The sequence below is a fragment of the Luteimonas fraxinea genome (assembly GCF_021233355.1).
Taxonomy (GTDB): domain Bacteria; phylum Pseudomonadota; class Gammaproteobacteria; order Xanthomonadales; family Xanthomonadaceae; genus Luteimonas; species Luteimonas fraxinea.
Map to the genome: position 1 here is coordinate 3,930,938 of NZ_CP089507.1, position 19,180 is coordinate 3,950,117.

Annotated in this window: 17 protein-coding genes; 9 read left to right on the plus strand and 8 right to left on the minus strand. The window is 63.6% G+C overall.

All coding sequences use genetic code 11. From position 1 onward, the window contains the following. The first annotated feature begins 156 nt into the window (after positions 1-156). From LU699_RS17920 to LU699_RS17930, 3 genes are read left to right on the plus strand one after another with little or no spacing between them, the layout of a single operon-like run. The gene (locus LU699_RS17920) at positions 157-798 is read left to right on the plus strand and encodes a 2Fe-2S iron-sulfur cluster-binding protein (RefSeq protein WP_232135101.1); all 642 of its coding nucleotides are present in this window, start codon (positions 157-159) and stop codon (positions 796-798) included. Position 799: 1 nt separating this feature from the next. Continuing rightward, entirely contained in the window at positions 800-1,747 is a 948-nt protein-coding gene (locus LU699_RS17925) for an FAD binding domain-containing protein (RefSeq protein ID WP_232135099.1), read from the plus strand. A gap of 34 nt (positions 1,748-1,781) precedes the next feature. Beyond that, the gene (locus LU699_RS17930) at positions 1,782-3,968 is read left to right on the plus strand and encodes a xanthine dehydrogenase family protein molybdopterin-binding subunit (protein ID WP_232135097.1); all 2,187 of its coding nucleotides are present in this window, start codon (positions 1,782-1,784) and stop codon (positions 3,966-3,968) included. A gap of 29 nt (positions 3,969-3,997) precedes the next feature. Here LU699_RS17930 and LU699_RS17935 read toward each other — a convergent pair whose 3' ends face one another. Beyond that, positions 3,998-4,900 (minus strand): LysR family transcriptional regulator, encoded by a 903-nt coding sequence (locus LU699_RS17935; RefSeq protein ID WP_232135094.1) that lies wholly within the window; start codon positions 4,898-4,900, stop codon positions 3,998-4,000. A gap of 137 nt (positions 4,901-5,037) precedes the next feature. Between LU699_RS17935 and LU699_RS17940 the strand changes: the two genes are divergently transcribed. Then, positions 5,038-5,616 carry a flavodoxin gene (locus LU699_RS17940; protein ID WP_232135092.1) on the plus strand — a complete coding sequence of 193 codons (579 nt, stop codon included), beginning with the start codon at positions 5,038-5,040 and terminating at the stop codon, positions 5,614-5,616. 33 nt (positions 5,617-5,649) lie between these two features. On the opposite strand, the gene LU699_RS17945 is transcribed toward LU699_RS17940, so the two are convergent. Genes LU699_RS17945 through LU699_RS17965 form a run of 5 tightly spaced genes read right to left on the minus strand, consistent with a single transcriptional unit; the run spans position 5,650 to position 10,125 of the window. Beyond that, complete coding sequence (locus tag LU699_RS17945; RefSeq protein WP_269781311.1) at positions 5,650-6,831, minus strand: aldo/keto reductase; 1,182 nt, start codon at positions 6,829-6,831, stop codon at positions 5,650-5,652. A 53-nt stretch (positions 6,832-6,884) separates the two neighbouring features. Continuing rightward, the gene (locus tag LU699_RS17950; protein ID WP_232135090.1) at positions 6,885-7,769 is read right to left on the minus strand and encodes an aldo/keto reductase; all 885 of its coding nucleotides are present in this window, start codon (positions 7,767-7,769) and stop codon (positions 6,885-6,887) included. 17 nt (positions 7,770-7,786) lie between these two features. Then, a complete protein-coding gene (locus LU699_RS17955) occupies positions 7,787-8,566 on the minus strand; it encodes a carboxymuconolactone decarboxylase family protein (protein WP_232580319.1) in 780 nt (259 codons plus the stop codon). After that, a complete protein-coding gene (locus tag LU699_RS17960; protein WP_232580320.1) occupies positions 8,544-9,032 on the minus strand; it encodes a (R)-mandelonitrile lyase in 489 nt (162 codons plus the stop codon). The genes LU699_RS17955 and LU699_RS17960 overlap by 23 nt, the downstream gene beginning before the upstream one ends. A gap of 31 nt (positions 9,033-9,063) precedes the next feature. After that, positions 9,064-10,125: an alpha/beta hydrolase gene (locus LU699_RS17965; protein ID WP_232580321.1), complete on the minus strand. Its 1,062-nt coding sequence runs from the start codon at positions 10,123-10,125 to the stop codon at positions 9,064-9,066. 502 nt (positions 10,126-10,627) lie between these two features. Between LU699_RS17965 and LU699_RS17970 the strand changes: the two genes are divergently transcribed. The 4 genes from LU699_RS17970 (at position 10,628) to LU699_RS17985 (ending at position 13,994) form a co-directional block, all read left to right on the plus strand. Next, positions 10,628-11,248 carry a GntR family transcriptional regulator gene (locus tag LU699_RS17970; RefSeq protein ID WP_232580322.1) on the plus strand — a complete coding sequence of 207 codons (621 nt, stop codon included), beginning with the start codon at positions 10,628-10,630 and terminating at the stop codon, positions 11,246-11,248. 154 nt (positions 11,249-11,402) lie between these two features. Then, positions 11,403-11,549 (plus strand): benenodin family lasso peptide, encoded by a 147-nt coding sequence (locus tag LU699_RS17975; RefSeq protein ID WP_232580323.1) that lies wholly within the window; start codon positions 11,403-11,405, stop codon positions 11,547-11,549. Positions 11,550-11,601: 52 nt separating this feature from the next. After that, complete coding sequence (locus LU699_RS17980; protein WP_232580324.1) at positions 11,602-12,255, plus strand: lasso peptide biosynthesis B2 protein; 654 nt, start codon at positions 11,602-11,604, stop codon at positions 12,253-12,255. Further along, positions 12,255-13,994 carry an asparagine synthase-related protein gene (locus LU699_RS17985; RefSeq protein WP_232580325.1) on the plus strand — a complete coding sequence of 580 codons (1,740 nt, stop codon included), beginning with the start codon at positions 12,255-12,257 and terminating at the stop codon, positions 13,992-13,994. Before LU699_RS17980 ends, LU699_RS17985 begins: the two co-directional genes overlap by 1 nt. Before the next feature lie 12 nt (positions 13,995-14,006). On the opposite strand, the gene LU699_RS17990 is transcribed toward LU699_RS17985, so the two are convergent. Together LU699_RS17990 and LU699_RS17995 are read right to left on the minus strand one after the other, a co-directional pair. Continuing rightward, positions 14,007-16,064 carry an Atxe2 family lasso peptide isopeptidase gene (locus LU699_RS17990; protein ID WP_232580326.1) on the minus strand — a complete coding sequence of 686 codons (2,058 nt, stop codon included), beginning with the start codon at positions 16,062-16,064 and terminating at the stop codon, positions 14,007-14,009. 67 nt (positions 16,065-16,131) lie between these two features. Next, positions 16,132-18,516, minus strand: coding sequence for a TonB-dependent receptor plug domain-containing protein (locus LU699_RS17995; RefSeq protein WP_232580327.1), 2,385 nt, complete (start codon positions 18,514-18,516; stop codon positions 16,132-16,134). Positions 18,517-18,864: 348 nt separating this feature from the next. Between LU699_RS17995 and LU699_RS18000 the strand changes: the two genes are divergently transcribed. After that, on the plus strand, positions 18,865-19,164 hold the full coding sequence (locus LU699_RS18000; protein WP_232580328.1) for a helix-turn-helix domain-containing protein: 300 nt from the start codon (positions 18,865-18,867) through the stop codon (positions 19,162-19,164). The last annotated feature ends 16 nt before the right edge of the window (positions 19,165-19,180 follow it).

Consider the following 19,180-nt stretch of genomic DNA (forward strand, 5'->3'; position numbering starts at 1 on the left):
CCAGCTTGAGAGGCCCTGCCCGATGCGTCATGCCTACGCGACGTTCGACGATCTGCGCCGTTTGCCCGACGACACGGCGTCTGTGCGGGCGTCTTCCGACGACACATCGTCCCGGGTACTCGCGCCGAAGCCCGTTCTGGCGGGAGCCGCGCTTTCATGACAGGCATCCGGCTCACCCGGCGGGAGTTGCTCGCTCTGGGCGCGTCCTCGACTGCGGGCGCAGTTGCGTCGCTTGGTCCATTCGCTGCGCAAGCGGCGACAGATGACATCGTGAGTCGCGAGGCTCCTGTACTCGAGTCGACCGTTTCGATGGAGGTCAACGGCCGGCCGGTCGTGCTGCAGGTGGACAATCGCAGCAGCCTGCTCGACGTGCTTCGCGAGCAGCTGCGGCTGACCGGGACCAAGAAGGGATGCGACCAGGGACAGTGCGGCGCCTGCACCATCCTCGTCGATGGACGTCGCATCAATGCCTGCCTGACGCTCGCGGTCATGCACGAGGGCGCGTCGGTCACCACGATCGAAGGCCTCGGCACGGTCGCGCAGCCGCATCCGCTGCAGACGGCGTTCGTCAAGCACGACGGCTACCAGTGCGGATACTGCACGCCAGGGCAGATCTGTTCGGCCGTCGGCATGCTGGACGAAATCGGGCGCGGCATGCCCAGCTTCGCGAGCGACGATCCGGCGGCGACGCCGCAGACGAGTGCGCATGAAATTCGTGAACGCATGAGCGGGAATATCTGCCGCTGCGGCGCCTACCCGAACATCGTTGCGGCGATCGTCGAGACATCGGGAGCCTGACGTGAAGCAGTTCACCTTCGAACGCGCCACTTCCCCGGCAGATGCCGTGGCAAAGGCCACGCGCACGCCGGGCGCACGCTTCATCGCCGGGGGCACGAACCTGCTCGATCTGATGAAACTGCAGATCGAATCCCCGTCGCATCTGATCGACATCAACGGGATCGGACTGGACACCGTCGAGACGACCGACGATGGCGGACTGCGCATCGGCGCGCTTGTCCGCAATGCGGATCTGGCCGCGCATCCGCGCGTGCGCAGCGAGTACGGCGTGCTGTCGCTCGCGCTCGTGTCCGGTGCGTCCGGACAGTTGCGCAACAAGGCGACGACCGGCGGCAATCTGCTGCAGCGCACGCGCTGCCCCTATTTCTACGACACCAACCAGCCCTGCAACAAACGGCTGCCAGGCAGCGGTTGCGCCGCGCTGGGTGGCTACAGCCGCCAGCTTGCCGTCGTGGGCGGCAGCCGCGAATGCATCGCCACGCATCCGAGCGACATGGCCGTCGCGCTGCGGGTGTTGGAGGCTCAGGTCGAGACGCTGCGCCCGGACGGCACCACCGCGCGCCACGCGCTGGATACGTTCTATCGCGCGCCGGAGTCGACGCCGCATCTCGAATCAGGCCTCGTCGCCGGCGAACTGATCACGGGCGTACGGGTGCCGAAGCCGGCCATTGGGCGCCAGGTGTACCGCAAGCTCCGGGACCGTGCGTCCTACGCGTTCGCGCTCGTGTCCGTGGCCGCGATCGTGGACGATGCCGGCTGGCGAGTGGCGGTCGGTGGCGTGTCGCACAAGCCGTGGACGCCCACCGGCGAAGCCGTCCAGTCCCCCGCCGCCATCACCGACGCGTTGCGTCGTGAGGCCGCCGCCACCGGGACGGCCACCGAACAGAACCGGTTCAAGCTGGATCTGGTCGAGCGGACCCTGGCGTCGATCCAGAGCAGCCGCGCGTGATGCGGCATCACGCGATTGCACGAGGCACGATCCGATGAAGTTCGACCAGCCCGCAGGCACCAATCCGATCGATCGTCAGACCGTGATCGGGCAACCGGTGGATCGAATCGACGGTCCACTCAAGACGGCCGGTCAGGCCCGCTACGCCTACGAACAACATGACGTTGCCCCCGGGCAGCTCTACGGCGTGATCGTCGGAGCGGCGATCGGCTACGGCCGACTGCTCGACATCGACACTGACCGTGCGCGTGCCGCGCCGGGTGTCGTCACCGTGGTCACCGCGCGCAATGCGGGACGCCTTGGCAAGGGCGAGTTCTATGCGGCGTTGCCGCTGGTGTCCGATGTCGTCTCGCACTACCACCAGGCGGTCGCTGTGGTCGTGGCGAACACCTACGAGCAGGCCCGTGATGCGGCGCGTCTGGTCGCTGTGCGCTACGACCGCCAGGCGGGTGCATTCGATCTCAAATCTGCGCACTTTCCTGACGAGCCGCCGTCGAGCAGCCCCGATACCGATATCGGCGATTTCGACGCGGCATTCGCCGGAAGCGCGGTGACGGTCAACGAGGTATACGAAACGCCGGACCAGTCGCACGCGATGATGGAACCCCATGCGACCGTCGCCACCTGGAACGCTGGCAAGTTGACGATCTGGACGGCGATGCAGATCGTCTCGTGGGGCATGCGCGACCTGTCACGGATCTTCGATCTCCCCGAGTCCGACATCCGGATCATCACGCCCTACGTCGGCGGTGGATTCGGCGGCAAGGCCAGCGTGCTCAGCGATGCAGTGCTGGCGGCGGCCGCGTCGCGACAGTGCGGACGACCGGTCAAGATTGCGCTCGAGCGCAGCCTGATGTTCAACAACACCTCGCATCGTCCGGCGACACGCCAGCGCGTGCGCATCGGCGCCGACCGCTCGGGTCGGATCCAGGCCATCGGCCACGAAACCTGGTCGGGCAATCTCGTCGGCGGCCCCGCTGAGCGGTCCACGATTCCGACCGCATCGCTCTATGCCGGAGCGAACCGATTGATGCGGACCCGTCTGGCGCGGCTCGACCTGCCGGAGGGCAATGCGATGCGTGCGCCGGGTGAAGCACCCGGCCTGATGGCGTTCGAGGTGGCGATGGACGAGCTGGCGGAAAAGCTCGGTCTCGACCCGGTCGAACTGCGGCTGCGTAACGACACCGATGTCGACCCGACCTCGGGCAAGCGGTTCAGCACACGCCGGTTCGCCGACTGCCTCCGGATCGGCGCCGAACGGTTCGGCTGGGGCCGTCGCAACAGCGTGCCTGCCTCGGTGATCGACGGCGACGAACTCGTGGGCCTGGGAGTCGCCAGCGCCATCCGCGGCAACAACGTCACCGACTCCGCAGTGCGCGTGCGCCTGCAGGCCAGCGGCAGGCTGATCGTCGAAACCGACATGACCGACATCGGCACCGGCAGCTACACGATCATCGGGCAGACGGCCGCAGAGATGCTTGGCCTGCCGCTCGATCAGGTCGATGTCCGGCTTGGCGATTCAACATTCCCGCGCGCCTCCGGTTCACTCGGACAGCGCGGTGCCAACAGTGCGACATCGGGCACCTACGCGGCGTGCCAGCTGCTGCGCGACACGCTTTGCGCGGCAGCTGGCGCGGATCCGGCGCGCAGCGAGTTCCGCGAAGGCCATCTCGTCCATGACGGCCGACGCATCCCGCTCCAAAGCCTGGTCACCGGCCGCGAAGTCGTGGCCGAGGACGGCATCGAGTTCGACCAGGCACGCGGCGGCCTCGCCCACCAGACCTTCGGCGCGCATTTCTGCGAGGTGCGCATCAACCGGTTCACCGGCGAGGTCCGTGTCCCGCGGATGCTCGCCGTGTGCGCGGCCGGCCGCATCCTCAACCCGAAAACCGCGCGCAGCCAGGTGATCGGCGCGATGACGATGGGCCTCGGCGGCGCGCTGATGGAATCGCTGGCCGTGGATCTGCGACTGGGCTACTTCGTCAATCACGATCTGGCGACGTACGAGGTGCCGGTACACGCCGACATCATCGAGCAGGACGTGATCTTCCTCGACGACCTGGATCCCCACTCCTCACCGATGAAAGCCAAAGGTGTCAGTGAACTCGGGATATCAGGCGTCGCAGCGGCGGTCGCGAATGCCATCTACAACGCCTCAGGCGCAAGGGTCCGCCAGTACCCGGTCACGATCGAGAAGATCTATCCCCACCTGCCGGTCTGAAACACCGGCAGCCTGAAGTGTCGGGAGGGTCAGGCCGACCAGCGCAGCGCATCACGCAGCAACGCGAATGCGACCGATGTCTGGCGACGGCTGGGGTAATAGAGGTGGTATCCGGGAAACGGCGGACACCAGTCCGCCAGCACCCTGACCAGCCTTCCCGCACGCACATGTTCGGCCACAAGATCTTCGGGCATGTAAGCGAGGCCGAGTCCATCGAGCGCAGCCTTGAGCCGCAGCGCGATGTTGTTGAAGACCAGCTGCCCTTCGACTCTCACCTTGAGTTCCTTGCCCTTCTTCTCGAACTCCCACGCGAAGATGCCGCCATAGGTCGGCAGTCGGATCGTGATGCAGTTGTGCTGGGTCAGATCGTGCGGGCTCTTCGGGCGTGGGAACCGGCTGAAGTACGACGGCGATCCGACAACCGCCATCCGGAGCTGAGGGCCTACGGGGACGGCAATCATGTCTTTTGCGACCTGCTCGCCCATACGCACGCCCGCGTCATATCCCTCGGACACGATGTCGGTCAGGCCGTAGTCCACGATGATCTCGATGCTGAGATCCGGGTGATCCGGCATCAGCTTCGCCAGTACCGGCTCCAGGACCGTGATCGCTGCATGCTCACCAGCGGTGATGCGGAGCTTGCCGGCTGGCCGGTCGCGAAACTGGTTGAGCATCGCCAGTTCGTGGTTGATCTCCTCGAAACGCGGCGCGATCACTTCAAGCAGGCGCTCGCCCGCCTCTGTCGGCGAAACGCTCCGCGTCGTGCGCGCCAGCAGTCGTACGCCCAGGCGATCTTCCAGCTGGCGCATTGAACGGCTCAGCGCCGGCTGGGACAGTCCAAGCTTGGCCGCCGCGCGGGTGAAGCTGCGTTCCCGTGCCACCGTGGCGAAGATCGCAAGCTGGTCGTAGCTCTCCTGCACTGATGCGCTCACGTTATGAACTGATTCCGATTATGCCCTCTACTGGATGTCGCCAGACGCGCATAGATTGAGCGGTGCCGTGCTGCAGACAGCGCATCGAGTCCGGGCGCCGACACGCAGCAACCCGACTGGAGCAGGAGAGTATTCCGATGCGTCAGATTCACAACGCAACACGCCGCGCAGTGGTCAGCGCGCTCGCAAGCTTGCCTCTGGCAGGTGCGACGGCCGCCTGTGGGCAAGTCGCCAGGCAGGAGCCTGAGCGCTCGCGGCTCGTCGCGTACTTCTCGAGATCGGGCAACACGCGTGTCATCGCAGGGCTGATCCAGCGTTCCGTGGATGCGGATCTGTTCGAGATCCAGCCTGCGTCTGCGTATCCGGCGGATTACCTTGCAACGGTCGAACAGGCGCGGCAGGAACGCGACAGTGGCTTCGAGCCACCGCTGGCGTCGGGTGTGGCGGGCATCGCGAAGTACGACACGATCTATCTCGGCTTCCCGATCTGGGGCACGACAACGCCCCCGGTCATCCGCAGCTTCCTGCGGCAACACGATCTGTCGGGCAAGACACTGGTTCCATTTGTCACCCACGGCGGATACGGCCTGGGCAATGCGCGCGAGATACTCGCTTCGCATGCACCGGGCGCGCGCATCGAGCCCCCATTCTCGATGGAGGCTGATCAGGAACGCAGGACGATGGACGCGGTCAATGCCTGGCTCGGTTCTAGCTGAAACGCTTCTGCGTGATCCGGCGTAAACACAGGCTCAGCGCGGAGGCGCTTCAACGCCGCTGAAGGCCTGGACCGCCGGTGGCAGGCGATCCCCTTTAATCTCGATCGCATCCAGCGCGCTGTCCAGCTGCTGCAGTTCGCCCGCCTCGAAGGTCACACCGGCAGCGCCGATGTTCTCGAGCATGTGCGCCATCTGCGTGGTGCCGGGAATCGGCACGATCCAGGGCTTGCGTGCCATCAGCCAGGCCAGGGCGATCTGCGCGGGTGTTGCGCGCTTGCGGCCCGCCCACTCCTGGAGCAGTCGGACCAGGGCCATGTTGGCGGCCAGATTCTCGGGCGAGAACCGCGTTTCGATCCCCCGGATATCGCCCTCGGCAAAGCGCGTCCGCGCATCGATCGAGCCGGTGAGAAATCCTACGCCGAGCGGGCTCCACGGGACGAAACCGATCCCGAGTTTTTCGCAGGTGGGGATCACCTCGTCTTCGGGCCCGCGCCACAGCATCGAGTACTCGTTCTGGACCGCCGCCACAGGCAGTTCGGCATGCGCGCGACGCAGCGTCTGGAGTCCCATCTCGCACAGACCCCAATGCAGCACCTTGCCCTCCGAGCGGAGATCCTTGATGGCACCCGCCACCTCCTCGATCGGTACCATCGGATCGACCCGGTGCTGATACAGCAGATCGATACGGTCAGTACGCAGGCGTCCCAGCATGCCTTCGACCACGCGCTTGATGTGTTCTGGGCGGCTGATGAGACCGGGGCCACGCGCGCCCGTTTCCAGGTCGATGTTCCAGCCGAACTTGGTGGCGATCACGACATCGTTGCGGAACGACGCGACGCCCTCGCCGAGGATCCGTTCGACCTCGTGCGGACCGTAGGCTTCCGCCGCGTCGTAGAAGGTCAGACCCTGATCAAAGGCTGCCCGGATGATGCGATGCATCTCGGTACGCGACGGAATCGTAGTCTGGTACGTGCGGCTCATGTTCTGCACGCCGAGCCCCACGCTGGACACTTCCAGCGCGCCGAGTCTCCGGCGACCGGTCAGCGGTGCAGGAACGCCTGATCCATTCGCGTCACGATCGCGAGCGGCCGCTGCGGCCTGCCGTTCAGACGCTCCAGATGTCGAAAACGCAGCGGCAAGAGGCAATGCGGCGGCGATCGTAGCGGCGCTTTTGAGAAGCGTGCGGCGGTGCGTATTGGTCAGTCGATTATCCATGGGGCTCTCAACATCTCGGCAAGTGGATGCGGCGTCTCTGGGCGCTGAGGACGTCAGGCTTCGGGAATCTCGCGGCCGTAGGTGTCCAGCGTGATGCTGTCCGGCTCGGGGCCGCCGCGGACGCCGGTGTCGAGCGCATCGATCGCTGCGAGCTGCGCAGCCGAGAGCTCGAAATCGAACACGTCCAGATTCTTGGCGATGCGTTCGGGCCTGATCGATTTCGGGATGACCGTGCGGCCGCGCTGCAGATGCCAGCGCAGCATGACCTGCGCAGGCGACTTGCCGACGTCGCTGCCGATCTGCCGGATCCCTGGATCGTCGAACGTGCGCTTGCCTCCACCCGCGTACGACGTGATGCCCCCGATGGGGGACCAGGCCTGGGTCACGATGCCGTGTTTTTCGTGCACGGCCTGGAGTTCGGACTGCTGGAAGTACGGATGCACTTCGATCTGGTTCACGGCCGGCACGATCGAGGCGGTGGCGAGCAGCCGTTGCAACATGTCCGGCATGAAATTGCTGACGCCGATGGCGCGCACCCGTCCGTCGGCCACAAGCTGTTCGAGCGCCCTGTAGGCACCGAGCGTCAGGTCGAATGCGCTGGTCAGCGGCTGGTGCAACAGCAACAGATCCAGTTGCTCGACACCGAGCTTTCCGGCGCTCTTCTCGAATGCGTGCAGGGTGGCGTCATAGCCGAAATCGCTGATCCACACCTTCGTTTCGATGAAGACGTCGCCCCGGGCGAGACCGGATCGGCGGATACCCTCGCCCACCTCGCGCTCGTTGCCGTATGCCGCTGCCGTGTCGATCAGCCGGTAGCCCAACCGCAAAGCTTCTTCGACGGCGGCAGCGGTGACTTCGGGTTTCGCCTGAAACACACCCAGGCCAAGCGACGGCATCACGACGCCGTTGTTCAGAGGAATGGTGTGTGTTGCGTTCATATCGATCACCCCTGCATTTACGGTCGCGACGCTGGAACCAGGGACTGATCGAGCGCTTCGCGAGCGCGCCTGGCGGCATCCGGATTCCCGCCGTCTTCCAGCAGCTGGACCAGTTCCCGCAACTGCGAAGCGGTCAGGCCCACTCGCCTGCTGGCCGCCATGTGCGAACGCAGCTGCGCTTCGACGCCGGGCATTGCCGCCAGTGCGCCGACAGTCGCCAGCTCCCGGCTTTGCCAGTCCAGGTTGTCGCGTTCGAAGATGTCGCCGAACAAATGCGCCTGGAGAAACTGGTTGATGACGGGCGCAAATTCCGTCACCGCGTTCCGAACCGGTGCGCCGGAGATCATCGTCTGGTTCGCGGTGCCGATCTCGATCAGCGCCTCGCCGGTGGGGATCGCCTTGCTGGGCTCGCTTCCTAACGAATCCGCAATGCCGCGCGCCTGACGCGTCTCCACCACTTTCAGCAGTTCGCCCAATGCGTTGAGGCTGCGCGGAAAGCCAGAGTAGGCGTAGAGCTGCACCAGGACCTCTTTCGCCTCGCTGACAGTGAGCCCGGCATCCAGACCGCGCTCCAGCGACGCATTGAGTCGGGGCATATCGCCGCTGGCCATTGCCGCCGCGATCAACGGAATTGTCTGCTGCTTCTCTGAAAGCGTCTCCGACACCGGCCAGGCTGCGTCCTCTGCCGGCGGCGCGTTCCGTGGACTGGCGTGCACCACCGTCGTCACCAGACCGAGGCCAAGACTTAACGAAGCGGCCATCACTTTCAGTCGTCTAGCGGGCGTTGTACTGGTCATCACTCACCTGCTCCATCCATTCCACGGTATTTCCGTCCAGCACGCCGCTCACCGCCAGGTGGGTCATGCCTGTGGTCGAGGCGGCGCCATGCCAGTGTTTGACGCCAGCGGGACAGATGACCACGTCGCCGGGCCGAATCTCTTGAACAGGCTCGCCCCACTCCTGGGTCAGACCGACGCCCGCCACCACGATGAGGCGCTGTCCCGCCGGATGCGAATGCCAGGCCGAGCGTGCGCCCGGTTCGAATGTGACGTAGGCGCCTGATGCATTGACGCTTTCGTCGACCGGAAATAGAGGGTCAACACGTACGCGCCCAGTGAACGAGATCGATGGGCCTTCGGAGGATGGCTGATCACCTGCACGGATGATCCGTTGCTGGTCCGACTCGGCAGCCGTCACGCCTGGGGCGACGGCACACATCGAGGCGCCGAGCAGCGCAGCGGTCATGACAGAAGGCGTTCTCATGCGCTCTCTCCTGGTAATGGAAACGCCGCGCTCAAAGCGTGCGGCCATAGAACTCGCCGAGCTTGCCAATCGCAGCATCGACGTATTGCGGCACCCAATACGTCTCGATGTGGGTGGCGCCGTCGATCTGGAACAGTTCTTTATCCTGCGTGCCCGTTGCTTTGGCGAACGCCTCTTCGGTCATGTAGAGGCTGTCGGCCTTGCTGCCGGCAATCATCAGCAGTGGCTGGTCGATCAGTTCGATCTGATCGGTCGCATCCCAGCGCATCAGGTCGAGCAGGCTGCTTGTGGTGTAACGGAAGGTTGAGCCCGGATGCGCATGCGTCTTCCAGTAGTACTCGTAGCCCTGCCGATACATCTCGAACGGCAACGCGGCGATCTGTGCATCGGTCATGTCGGCATCACCCGAGTAGACGACGGATCCGCCGGCGGCCTCTTGGGCACGTGCCTCGGACGCCAGGCGCAGCCGTTCGTGGATGCTGTCGAGCTGGGAGTCGGCGAAACCGTTACGACGCACGCGACCCGAGTTGAACATGCTCACCGTCGCGATGGTCTTGAACCGCTGATCGGTCTGCGCCGCAGCCAGCGCATAGCCACCACCACCGCAAATGCCCAACAGACCGAGCCGTGCACCGTCCACGCCCGGGTAACCGGTGATGAAATCGGCTGCACCGTGAATGTCTTCAATGCGATACGACGGTCGATCGACGCCCCCGGGCGCACCACCGCTCGAGCCCTGATAGGCGGCGTCCATTGCAATCGTGATGTACCCCTGCTCTGCCAGCCGTTGCGCATACAGACCTGCTACCTGTTCCTTCACACCTCCGTTGGGATGCGCAACGACTACGGTCGGATATGTCTTGCCAGGATCGTAGCCAGCCGGCGTGTAGACGTTTGCGGCGATGTGCAGACCGTTGAGGGTGTACGTCACGGGATGCACGTTGAGCTGCCCCGGCACGTTCTCTTCGACCGCGCCCGCATAGGTCAGCGTGAACGGATTCGCGCGGTAATCGGCGGCCATCGCCGGGTTGCTGGAGACGGATGCGACGCTCACCGCGAGCGCAAGTAGAGTGGCGCTGAAAGTGCGATGCATCTGGTTGAGAACTCCTATCGCGCAGAAACGCGTCGTCAAGCGTCGGGATAGTGATGACGCATCGTGGTGCTTACGGCATGCCATGACATCCGGTCGGGCGTGCGCTGGTCGAATGCATCACCGCACCGAGCTTCGGTGCAGGAAACAAACGTCAATGCCGACACCGCTGATCAAACTAGCGGCGCGACATTGATAAGTAAAGATCGGAGGTTGAATAGAACTCATATCTTGAGCGTATGAGTCCGCGTGTTCTAGGACGACCCTCGAACCCCCAAGAGCGGCCGCTGAAGCAACCCGAGGCCGGAATTGACGACAGACAATTTGAACGCAATCGCGTTCGCATTCAGGGGCCGTCGTAGCGCTGCAGGCTCGGAATGGGAGACCAGGGCCAACATCGTTGTTGGGCTTCGATTGAAGTGTGCTTTGTCACGCATTGCAGCCGCGTCACGTGAATGTAATATCAGCTGCAGGACTTGGGGTAACGCTGACATGGAGTGCCGCGATGATCGCGAGCCAGTCGAAAGGAGCGCGCCTGTACGGACAGATCCGTCGCGCTTTGCAATGCGGGCGCTTCGCACCCGGCCAACGCATCGAGCCGGCCTCGCTCGCTCTTGAGTTCGATGCCAGCCTCACACCTGTTCGCTTCGCTCTGCACCATCTGAGCGGCGAGCGGCTGGTGCTCGACCGAGGGCGTGACGGATTCCACATGCCCTTCCCCACCGAAGCTGCACTACGCGCGCTTTACGAGTGGATGGAAGACCGGTTGCTCGCTGCCCTTGATCACGGTGCCTTGCCCAATGGCAGGCCGCCGCGAGGTCTGGACGCGCAGGACAACATCGCCAAAGCGACATGGCAGCTGTTCGACGCCATTGCGCGTCGCACGCCTCAGCAGGAAATGCGATTCGCGGCGCAGAACGCCAATGATCGGCTCGCCCCCATCCGCACCGCCAAGCGCGCACTCGTGCCTGACGCCCGCGCGGAGCTGGCCGATCTAATGGATGCATGGGAGTGTGCTGACATTCCGCGCCTCAAGTGCGCGCTGGGTACCTACCACGCCCGCCGCCGCAAGCTCGTGTCCGCCACGGTGCATCTGTTGTCGGAAGCGCGCGACGCACTGCACTGACGCGGCTTGCGCTTGCCCAAAGGTGTATACGACGCGTTTCACGGTTCGTCGTAGTACTCAAAGTACACAACAAGAATTATTTGAAAATTACTTTTCTGTCTCCCGACACTCGGCTCGTCATGGAATCGCCATGACACAACCCGAGGAGACTGAAATGGATACGAACGACACCACCACCGCCGGCACCGCGGCTCCGGTTGCGGTCATCGAGCTCGGCGTGGCCAGCATCGAGACCAAGGGTCCCGCAGGCATCAACGAGTTCGTCGGCACCCTGATGGGTTCCGGAATTTCCGACGAGTGACCAACAAGGGCGCATCGAAAGATGCGCCCTTTTCGTTGGCGAGGGCCTTCTGATGCACTACGAGCTCAGCGAAGACATCTCCTGCTGCAAAGTCAATGGCCGACTGATCTTTCTGGATATCGCACGAGACCGCTATTTCCAGATTGATAAGGCGGATGAGCCGCGACTCATTACGCAGTTCGAGCAAATCCCTGGGGCATCTGATGGCTCAACGGCTCTAGGCGATGTGCAAGATGAAGACCGCGCTGTAACCGTCATCCGGAAGTCGTTCATAGCCCCTGTCACCAGCGCGCTGGAGCGGCCAGTGTCTTCAGCGCCGCTCGAAGTATCGACCCTTCTCGAGATCGCGTGGATCGTTGTGGCTACGCGCCATTTGCTCAAGACGCGAGGCCTCAAGTCCGCCCTGAGCGAAGTACCGGCCCGCAAATGCGATAGGTCGAGCGTAGTTCGGCGAGGCTGGGACGGAGCAACCGATGCCGCTCTCTCATTCCGTCGCGTTCGCCCCTACGTTCCCGTCTCACCAGTCTGTCTCCTCGACTCCCTCGCCCTGCTCCGCTTCCTGGCACGCAGGGGCCTTCGCGCCGACCTCGTCTTTGGTGTGACTGGCGCGCCGTTCTCAGCCCACTGTTGGCTGCAAGCCGGCGAGACGATCCTCAACGACACACTGGGAAACGTGGAGTCGTACACGCCGATACGGGTGATCTGATGGCTTGCCGCTACATCGTGCTCGTCAACGCACCGAACTTTCCGGATTCTTCGGAGGCGACGGCCTATGACATGCAATTCGCCCGCCTTGGATTGAGCAGGTGTGTGCTTCTGGGCCGCTCCAAGATCTATTTCTCTACCGACACTCCGCTCTCCCCGCTTGCAAACGGCAGTGTGGTCATCGGTCATCTCTTCGCGCGAACAGGCGCGGCATTGCAGGACGCATTGGATCCGGCAGCTCACAAGCCGATCGAAGCATTGCGAAGTGCAGTGCTCAAGCATTGCTGGGGCGACTACCTGCTGCTGCACGAAAGCAAAGAGACCGGACGACTCTCGATCTTTCGCGACCTCTCGGGAGGAATTCCCTGTGTCTATCGGGTCGACAACGCCGCAGCCTTCATCACCTCGGACATATCTCTGGCAACTGCCTCAGGGCTGTATACGCGACAAGTCGATTGGGAGTTCATCGCGCACTGCCTGTCGTTTCCCACACACAAGGCACAAAGGTCTGGGCTGGCAGGGATCAGCGAGCTTCCCCCCGGTTGCACGATGACATTGGACGGTGCCCAAGCGTCCGTGACATCAGATTGGAATCCCTGGCGATTCGTCGCCCATGACGCACGGTATGACGATCAAGCCACCGCGGCACGTTCGATTCGTGATGCAGTCACCTCGGTCGTCAGGACATGGATCGATACTGATGGCTCGTCGCTGGTTGAGCTTTCTGGTGGGCTCGATTCTTCAATCGTTGCCGTATCGACCCAAGGTACCGACTCGCATGTTGTGCTGTCTTCTCTCAAGACCCCTATCCCAGGGACGGACGAGCGGATCTACGCACAACAGGTGGCGGACCAGCTGCAGCTTCCACTTGATGTCCTGGATCTCGGCCTCGAAGCGGCGACCGTCAATCCCGCACCGCCGGCGAATTCCGTCGCGCCCCGGATGGGCGTGCTTCAACATGCTGTCAGTGACCTGCTAGCCGCTGCAGGCGAACACCATCGGGTGAACAGCCATCTATCGGGCGCCGGCGGAGACACCGTTTTCTGCTACCTCAGCAGCGCCAGCCCAGCCGTTGACGCGCTGCGGACCAAGGGCCTGCTTGCGTGGACCAGGACCGTCAACGACCTGGCAACCCTGCACAACTGCACCTTCTGGCGGGCAGGCGGACTGTCTCTGAAGAAGGTGCGCTCGGCGCGCGCACCGCTTCTGCGGCCCGATCTCTCCTTCGTCGATCCATCGCGCGTGGCTCTCACGCCAGAGCGTCACCCCTGGTTTGATGTGCCGCAAGACACATTGCCCGGCGACCGGGAACGCGTTGTCGGGCTTGCCGGCACGCAGATTTTCCGGGACATCACACCGCGCTGCGGCGGCCGCCCGGTCCGCATGCCGCTGCTGTCGCAGCCCGTGATGGAAGCTGCGCTCAGGACGCCCACATGGATGTGGTTCGCCGGCGGACGTAATCGCGCGGTCGCGCGCGACGCGTTCGCGGATGTCCTGCCTGCACGCGTGCTCGAAAGACGTAGCAAGGGCACGTTTGCCGGGTACCTTGGTGCGATCTACCAGCGGAACCGGAGTGAAATACGCACGTTGCTGATGTCAGGTCATCTGAGGGAACACCTGCTGCTGGATGTGCACGCACTGGAGCGCGTTCTGTCCGAAGACGCACCGCCGAGGGATCAGCAGTACCTGCGAATCCTGTCGCTCTGCATGGTGGAAAGCTGGCTGCGCCATCAGGACTGACAGCTTGTTTTGTTAGCGTGTCGCCGCGAGCGCCTTGGCGTCTCGCATCGAACGCCACACCTCGTATTGCGCGTGCTTGGCAGGGTCCGCGTCTTCTTCACCGAGCAACCAGAATCGGAACCAATCAAGGTTGCGTTCGTTAGCCGCCAGCAGGTGGCGCGGCTGGAACTTGAAGTGCGCCTCGTGTGGAAAGGCGTAGATGTCCGCCCGCTTCTCGCGGATCAGTGGAATTGCGTAGTCCAGCGCCCACAGGTACTCCTGCTCGGGCATCTGCATCAGGATCGGCGCGTCGATCCTGTCCAGGTTCAGTTCGGGCGCCAGCACCTGCCACTGCGCAGGTGTGTCCTCCGGCGCCCCGGACTGCCAGGTGCCCTCAAGTCCGTTGAAGAACGCCTCGCCCTTGAGACTGCCGTGCAGATACATCGTGCGCGACAGCATCGGCGATGTGGTCGAAGCAGCCGACAGCAGCCTGGAATGCATGGCGGTCCACATCGTGACTTCGGTGCCGAAGCTGAGCCCGCCCATCCCGATCCTGGCCGGATCGATCTCACCCTCGGCGCCCAATAGCGCGACCGCAGCTTCAACGGCAGACAATCCCGTCGAATACCGCTCCACAGCCGTGGCCTGGAATGGCGCCGCATTGATGCACAACGCCGCGATTCCATGCGCCGCAAACGCGGCCAGCGGCCACTCGTCGCCATAGCCGCCGCGTTGAAAGCCCGGACATTTGTAGTAGGTGACAAACAGCGGCGGCGGCCTATTGCCCCTCGCCTTCGCGGGGAAAAACTGCCCCGAGAAACGGTTGCCCTCGGCATCGGTCCACTGCAGAAGCCACGGAGTGCCGTTGGCAGCAACGGCCTGGGCAAGCGCTGCGTTCGGGTCGAACAGCAATCGTTGCTCGCCCGTCGCCAAGTCGACATGCTCCAGTCTCGGCGGTACGGCCGCTCCGGCTGCCACACACACAAGCGCGCCCGTGGACACACCGCATGCGCTGCGCTCATCGCGACCGCCGCTGAGCAAACCATCGGATCGCGTCACCGGGTGCACGGTGCCCGTCTCGACGTTCCATCGAAAGATGGACTGCGCCATGCCCGCTTCCGGATCGGTCACCGTGAACACCACCTCGTCGTGACCAGGCCGCCATTGCAGGTCCGTGATGTTCTGACCGATGCAATGATCGGCGGCACACAGAACTGGCTTATCGCCCGATCGATCCGTCATCGTGACAAGCCGGGTTGCCCGCCCTCCCCCATCAGTCGCACTGCGCCTGGCCAGAAACGCGACACGCCCGCCGCCGCGCTCACGCGTCCCTTTGAACGGCTCGCCCCATGCCTTCTGGAGGACAGCCAGTTCAACCGTGGTTGGCGATGCGGGTTCCGCTTCAAGCCGCTGCTTTTCGCCGGAACCGGGATCCATCTGGATCCAGTGGACCGGCTTGTGCGCCAGCAGCGGCACACGATCGAACCAGAAGCCGAGACGCTGAGTCCCCAAGCGCCCTTCGGTAAAGCCGGACCGAAAGAGGTTCTGACTCGTTGGCGCATTCGCGTCGATCCGGATCCCGCGCTCGTACTCGCCCTGCTCCGCCGCGCTCACCTCTGCCCGGCTTGGCCCCACGCTGTACACCAACCTATCATCCGCCAGCAGTTGAAACGCCTGCACGTCAGCCGAATCCAGCGTGAGCGGTGTGGTGCCCGAGCCATCGGTTGCGGCACGCCAGACATCGATACGCCCGTCAATCAGCGCCCGGTAGTAGAGCCATCGACCATCGCTTGACCAGACAGCGGACGCAGGCACCGGCAAGCCTGCAGAGTCCCGCAACGGCACGCCGCCCTCTGCGACCCGCACAGGCAGCGCGCCGTCGTCGAGCCGCTGCACGTACCACGCGGTGTCGTAGGTATTGCGCTCGATCGACGGCCGTTCCACCCGGAACGCCACGCGATCCCCATCGGGCGACATGGTTGGCAAACCGATATCGACAGTCTCGATAAGTTGCCGTGGGGAAATTGCACGTGCGTCGGAGGCGCAGCAGATCGCGGTCACCAACAGCAGTGAGCCAAGAGAAATTTTCATGAGAGGTCTCGCTTACAGTTCAGATCGACCGCAGCGACGGCATGCTCATGCCGTCGCTGAGGCACGCTCACCAGCGCTTCGACAGCCCCAGACTCACGAAGCGACCCACCGCCGAATAGTTGGTGGCGTCGTAGGGGAGCGAGAAGCCAGGCAACCACGCGATGCTGTACGGAGGCTCACGATCGAACAGGTTCTGCGCCGCGATCGACACCTCGGTGCCGGACAACAGCCCGCGCGGTTGCGGCGCTGCATATCGCACCGCAACGTCAACGGTGGTGTAGGACGGAGTGCGCGCGTCGTGCAGGACGTCTTTCAGCGAGGTCTTGTAGTTCGCGAACAAGGACGCGGAGAAACCGCCTTGATTCCACACCGTGCCCGCGCGCGCCTGGAACCTGGGCGGGTTGTGCAGCGTGCCCGACAGATCGAACGGCGCCTGCAGGGCTGTGCTTTGCTGCGTGCTGTCCAACCAGCTCGCAGAACCGCGCAGGGTCATCTGGCCCGGACCGATGTCCGCCCGGTAGGTACCGGACAGGTCAAGCCCACGGATCCGCTGGCGCGCGACATTCGTGTATTGCAAGTTGACCAGTGCCACCACGTCATCCGGGTTATAGGGCGTGCCCGCGAAGTTGTAGAAGATCGTGGACCTGGCCACGCGCTCGGCCTGCGCCTCGCCGCTGGGATTGACGGTAATGAACTGCCGATAGATCGGATTGCTCAGCGCCTCCGCGAAGTTCGTGATCGGCTCCAGGGCGCGGCCCGTGTAATCGATGTCGAACCACGTGGCTTCCAGGTCCAGTCCGGGAATCGAAACGGGGTGCAGCGCCAGGGACGCCGTCCACGTGGATGCCCGCTCTGCCTCCAGTTCGCGGTTGCCACCGCCGATGGCCAGCACCGTGCTGCCGGCTGGATAGCCGCTTCCACCGAAGTAAGCGGGCGCGGTCAGCATGGCGTACGGCGCGAAGAAGCGCTGATGCAACGTCGGCGCCTTGAAGGATTTGCCCCATGACGCCTTCATGGTGAGATTGGATCTCGGGGCGTACACCAGCCCCAATTTTGGAACCGTCACGCTGCCGAAGCTGTCGTAGTCCTCGGTGCGCAACGCAGCCGTCAACGCCAGGTGCTGTCCACCCTCCCCAGCATCAGCATTCCCCAACAGCGGCACGCTGAGCTCTGCGTACGCAAAGCGGCTGCTATCGCGGCCTTGCGTTGTCGCCGCGTCGGCCAGGTAGTTGAAGTGCAGGTAATCGTTGCTTCGATACCCCACACCCGCCGCCACCCGAACCTCACCGCCAGGCATTACGAACAGCGGGCCTTCGCCGCCGATCTCATAGATGGTGCTTTCGTTGCACAGGCAGTCGTGCACCGAGGGCGTGGCCGCGCCCGTCTCGACGATCTCCCAGCGCTGGTACTGGAGATGCACGCTTCTGGCGCGCGAACCCCCTAGCGTGAGCGACCAGTCGCCTGGCAGGAAGAACTCCACGCTTGGCGACAACAGCATAGTGGCCGTCTCCGAGTTAACGCGGTTGATCCGCCCATCCGGCGAGAACAGGTTGTAGGCCTGGTCGCGCTCCGTCCGCAGCACGTCGAAGCGGGCTTCGACATGCGCGCCCAGCGCCTGGTTCACGCTGAGCAGGCCGCTATCCAGATCGCTGCCCGGATACAGCGTGGTCGGGTGCGTCATGTGGCGGGTATAGGGGCGCTGCCGCGCGTAGATCGGATCCACGCTGCCCGTCTTGAACGTCGCCAGCAGACCACCACTGGCCCATGCCGTACCGGCGGTGGCGGTGTACTCGCGTGTTGCAAGTCCACCCGCCGTTGCCCCGCCAAACCGCGCGCCGACCGCGACGCCTTCGAAATCCCGTCGCAGAATCACATTGCCCACCCCACCCACCGCATCGGACCCGTAGATCGCGGAGGCACCATCCGCCACGATCTCGATACGCTCGACTGCCTCGACCGGAATGGCGTCGATATCCACCGCCTGCGTCATGCCCCCATAGGCCATGCGCTTGCCGTTCAACAGCGTCAGCGTGGCATCCGGACCCAAGCCACGCAGATTCAGTGCCGAGCCGCCGGTGATGTTCTGGTTCTGCATCCCGGCACCGGAGTAGCCGAGGCTGGGGACACCCGGGTTCTGGCCTCCAGAGAAGTTCTGAGGCACTGCTCGAATCACCTCGCCAAGATCCCCAAAGCCCTCTTCCCGGATGCTTTCGATGCCGATAGTCACCACTGGCGAGGGCGTTATGCCGCCACGGATGCGGGTGCCTGTGACTTGGATCGTGTCGAGTTGAACAGCTTCTGTCTCTCTGCCTGATCTGTCTGCAGATTGCTCAGAACTCTGCTTATCTCCCTCGCCGGATGTCACCGCTCTCGCTGTAGAAACCGCCCCAGGCCCCGCGGCACTGGCGAGTAGAACGACGGAAATCGCTTTGTTGAGCTTGCCTATATTCATGCTACTTACCCTCTCCATAGGTCGCCGCTCATTAGTTGCGGCTTAGCCGCCGCGCACTAGCGCGGCATGGTTTCCACACGACACCAAGGGCCCTACCGACCCGTTGCGCATTTCCTCACTACGACCCTGATCAGCTACATTAAATGTAGCTTATTAGGCAAACGTACAGCCTCCGTCTCATCGGCATACGTACTCTCCAGCGCTGATTCGCCTTCTACCGCTACTAGAATTCACGGAATACGAAAAGAAGTGCTACATATACTGTAGCATACATGTGAGGGGCTAGAAAGCCATCCTGTGCGTACACAGGAACGGCTTCGACGGCTCATGGCGTCTCGAATCAGCAGCATGTTCACCAAGCGGCTGAAAGAGGCACGCTTGGCCTTGGACATCTCCCAGAGGGAGCTTGGAAGAAGAATCGGCCTGTCGGAGGACGTCGTGTCCAGCAGAGTTACAAGGTATGAGCGCGGAACCTCCGAGCCGGACTTTGAAACCGCTAGCAAGTTGGCCAAGGAACTCGGCGTTCCTTTGGCCTATCTCTTGGCAGACACCGATACGCTGGCGGACATCATCCTTGCTGCAGCAAGCCTGCCACCAGGAGAGCAACGGAAGCTCGCTGCCCAGCTGAGGTCGAAGAGCAGGCGCTGAGTCGCAGGATATGCGG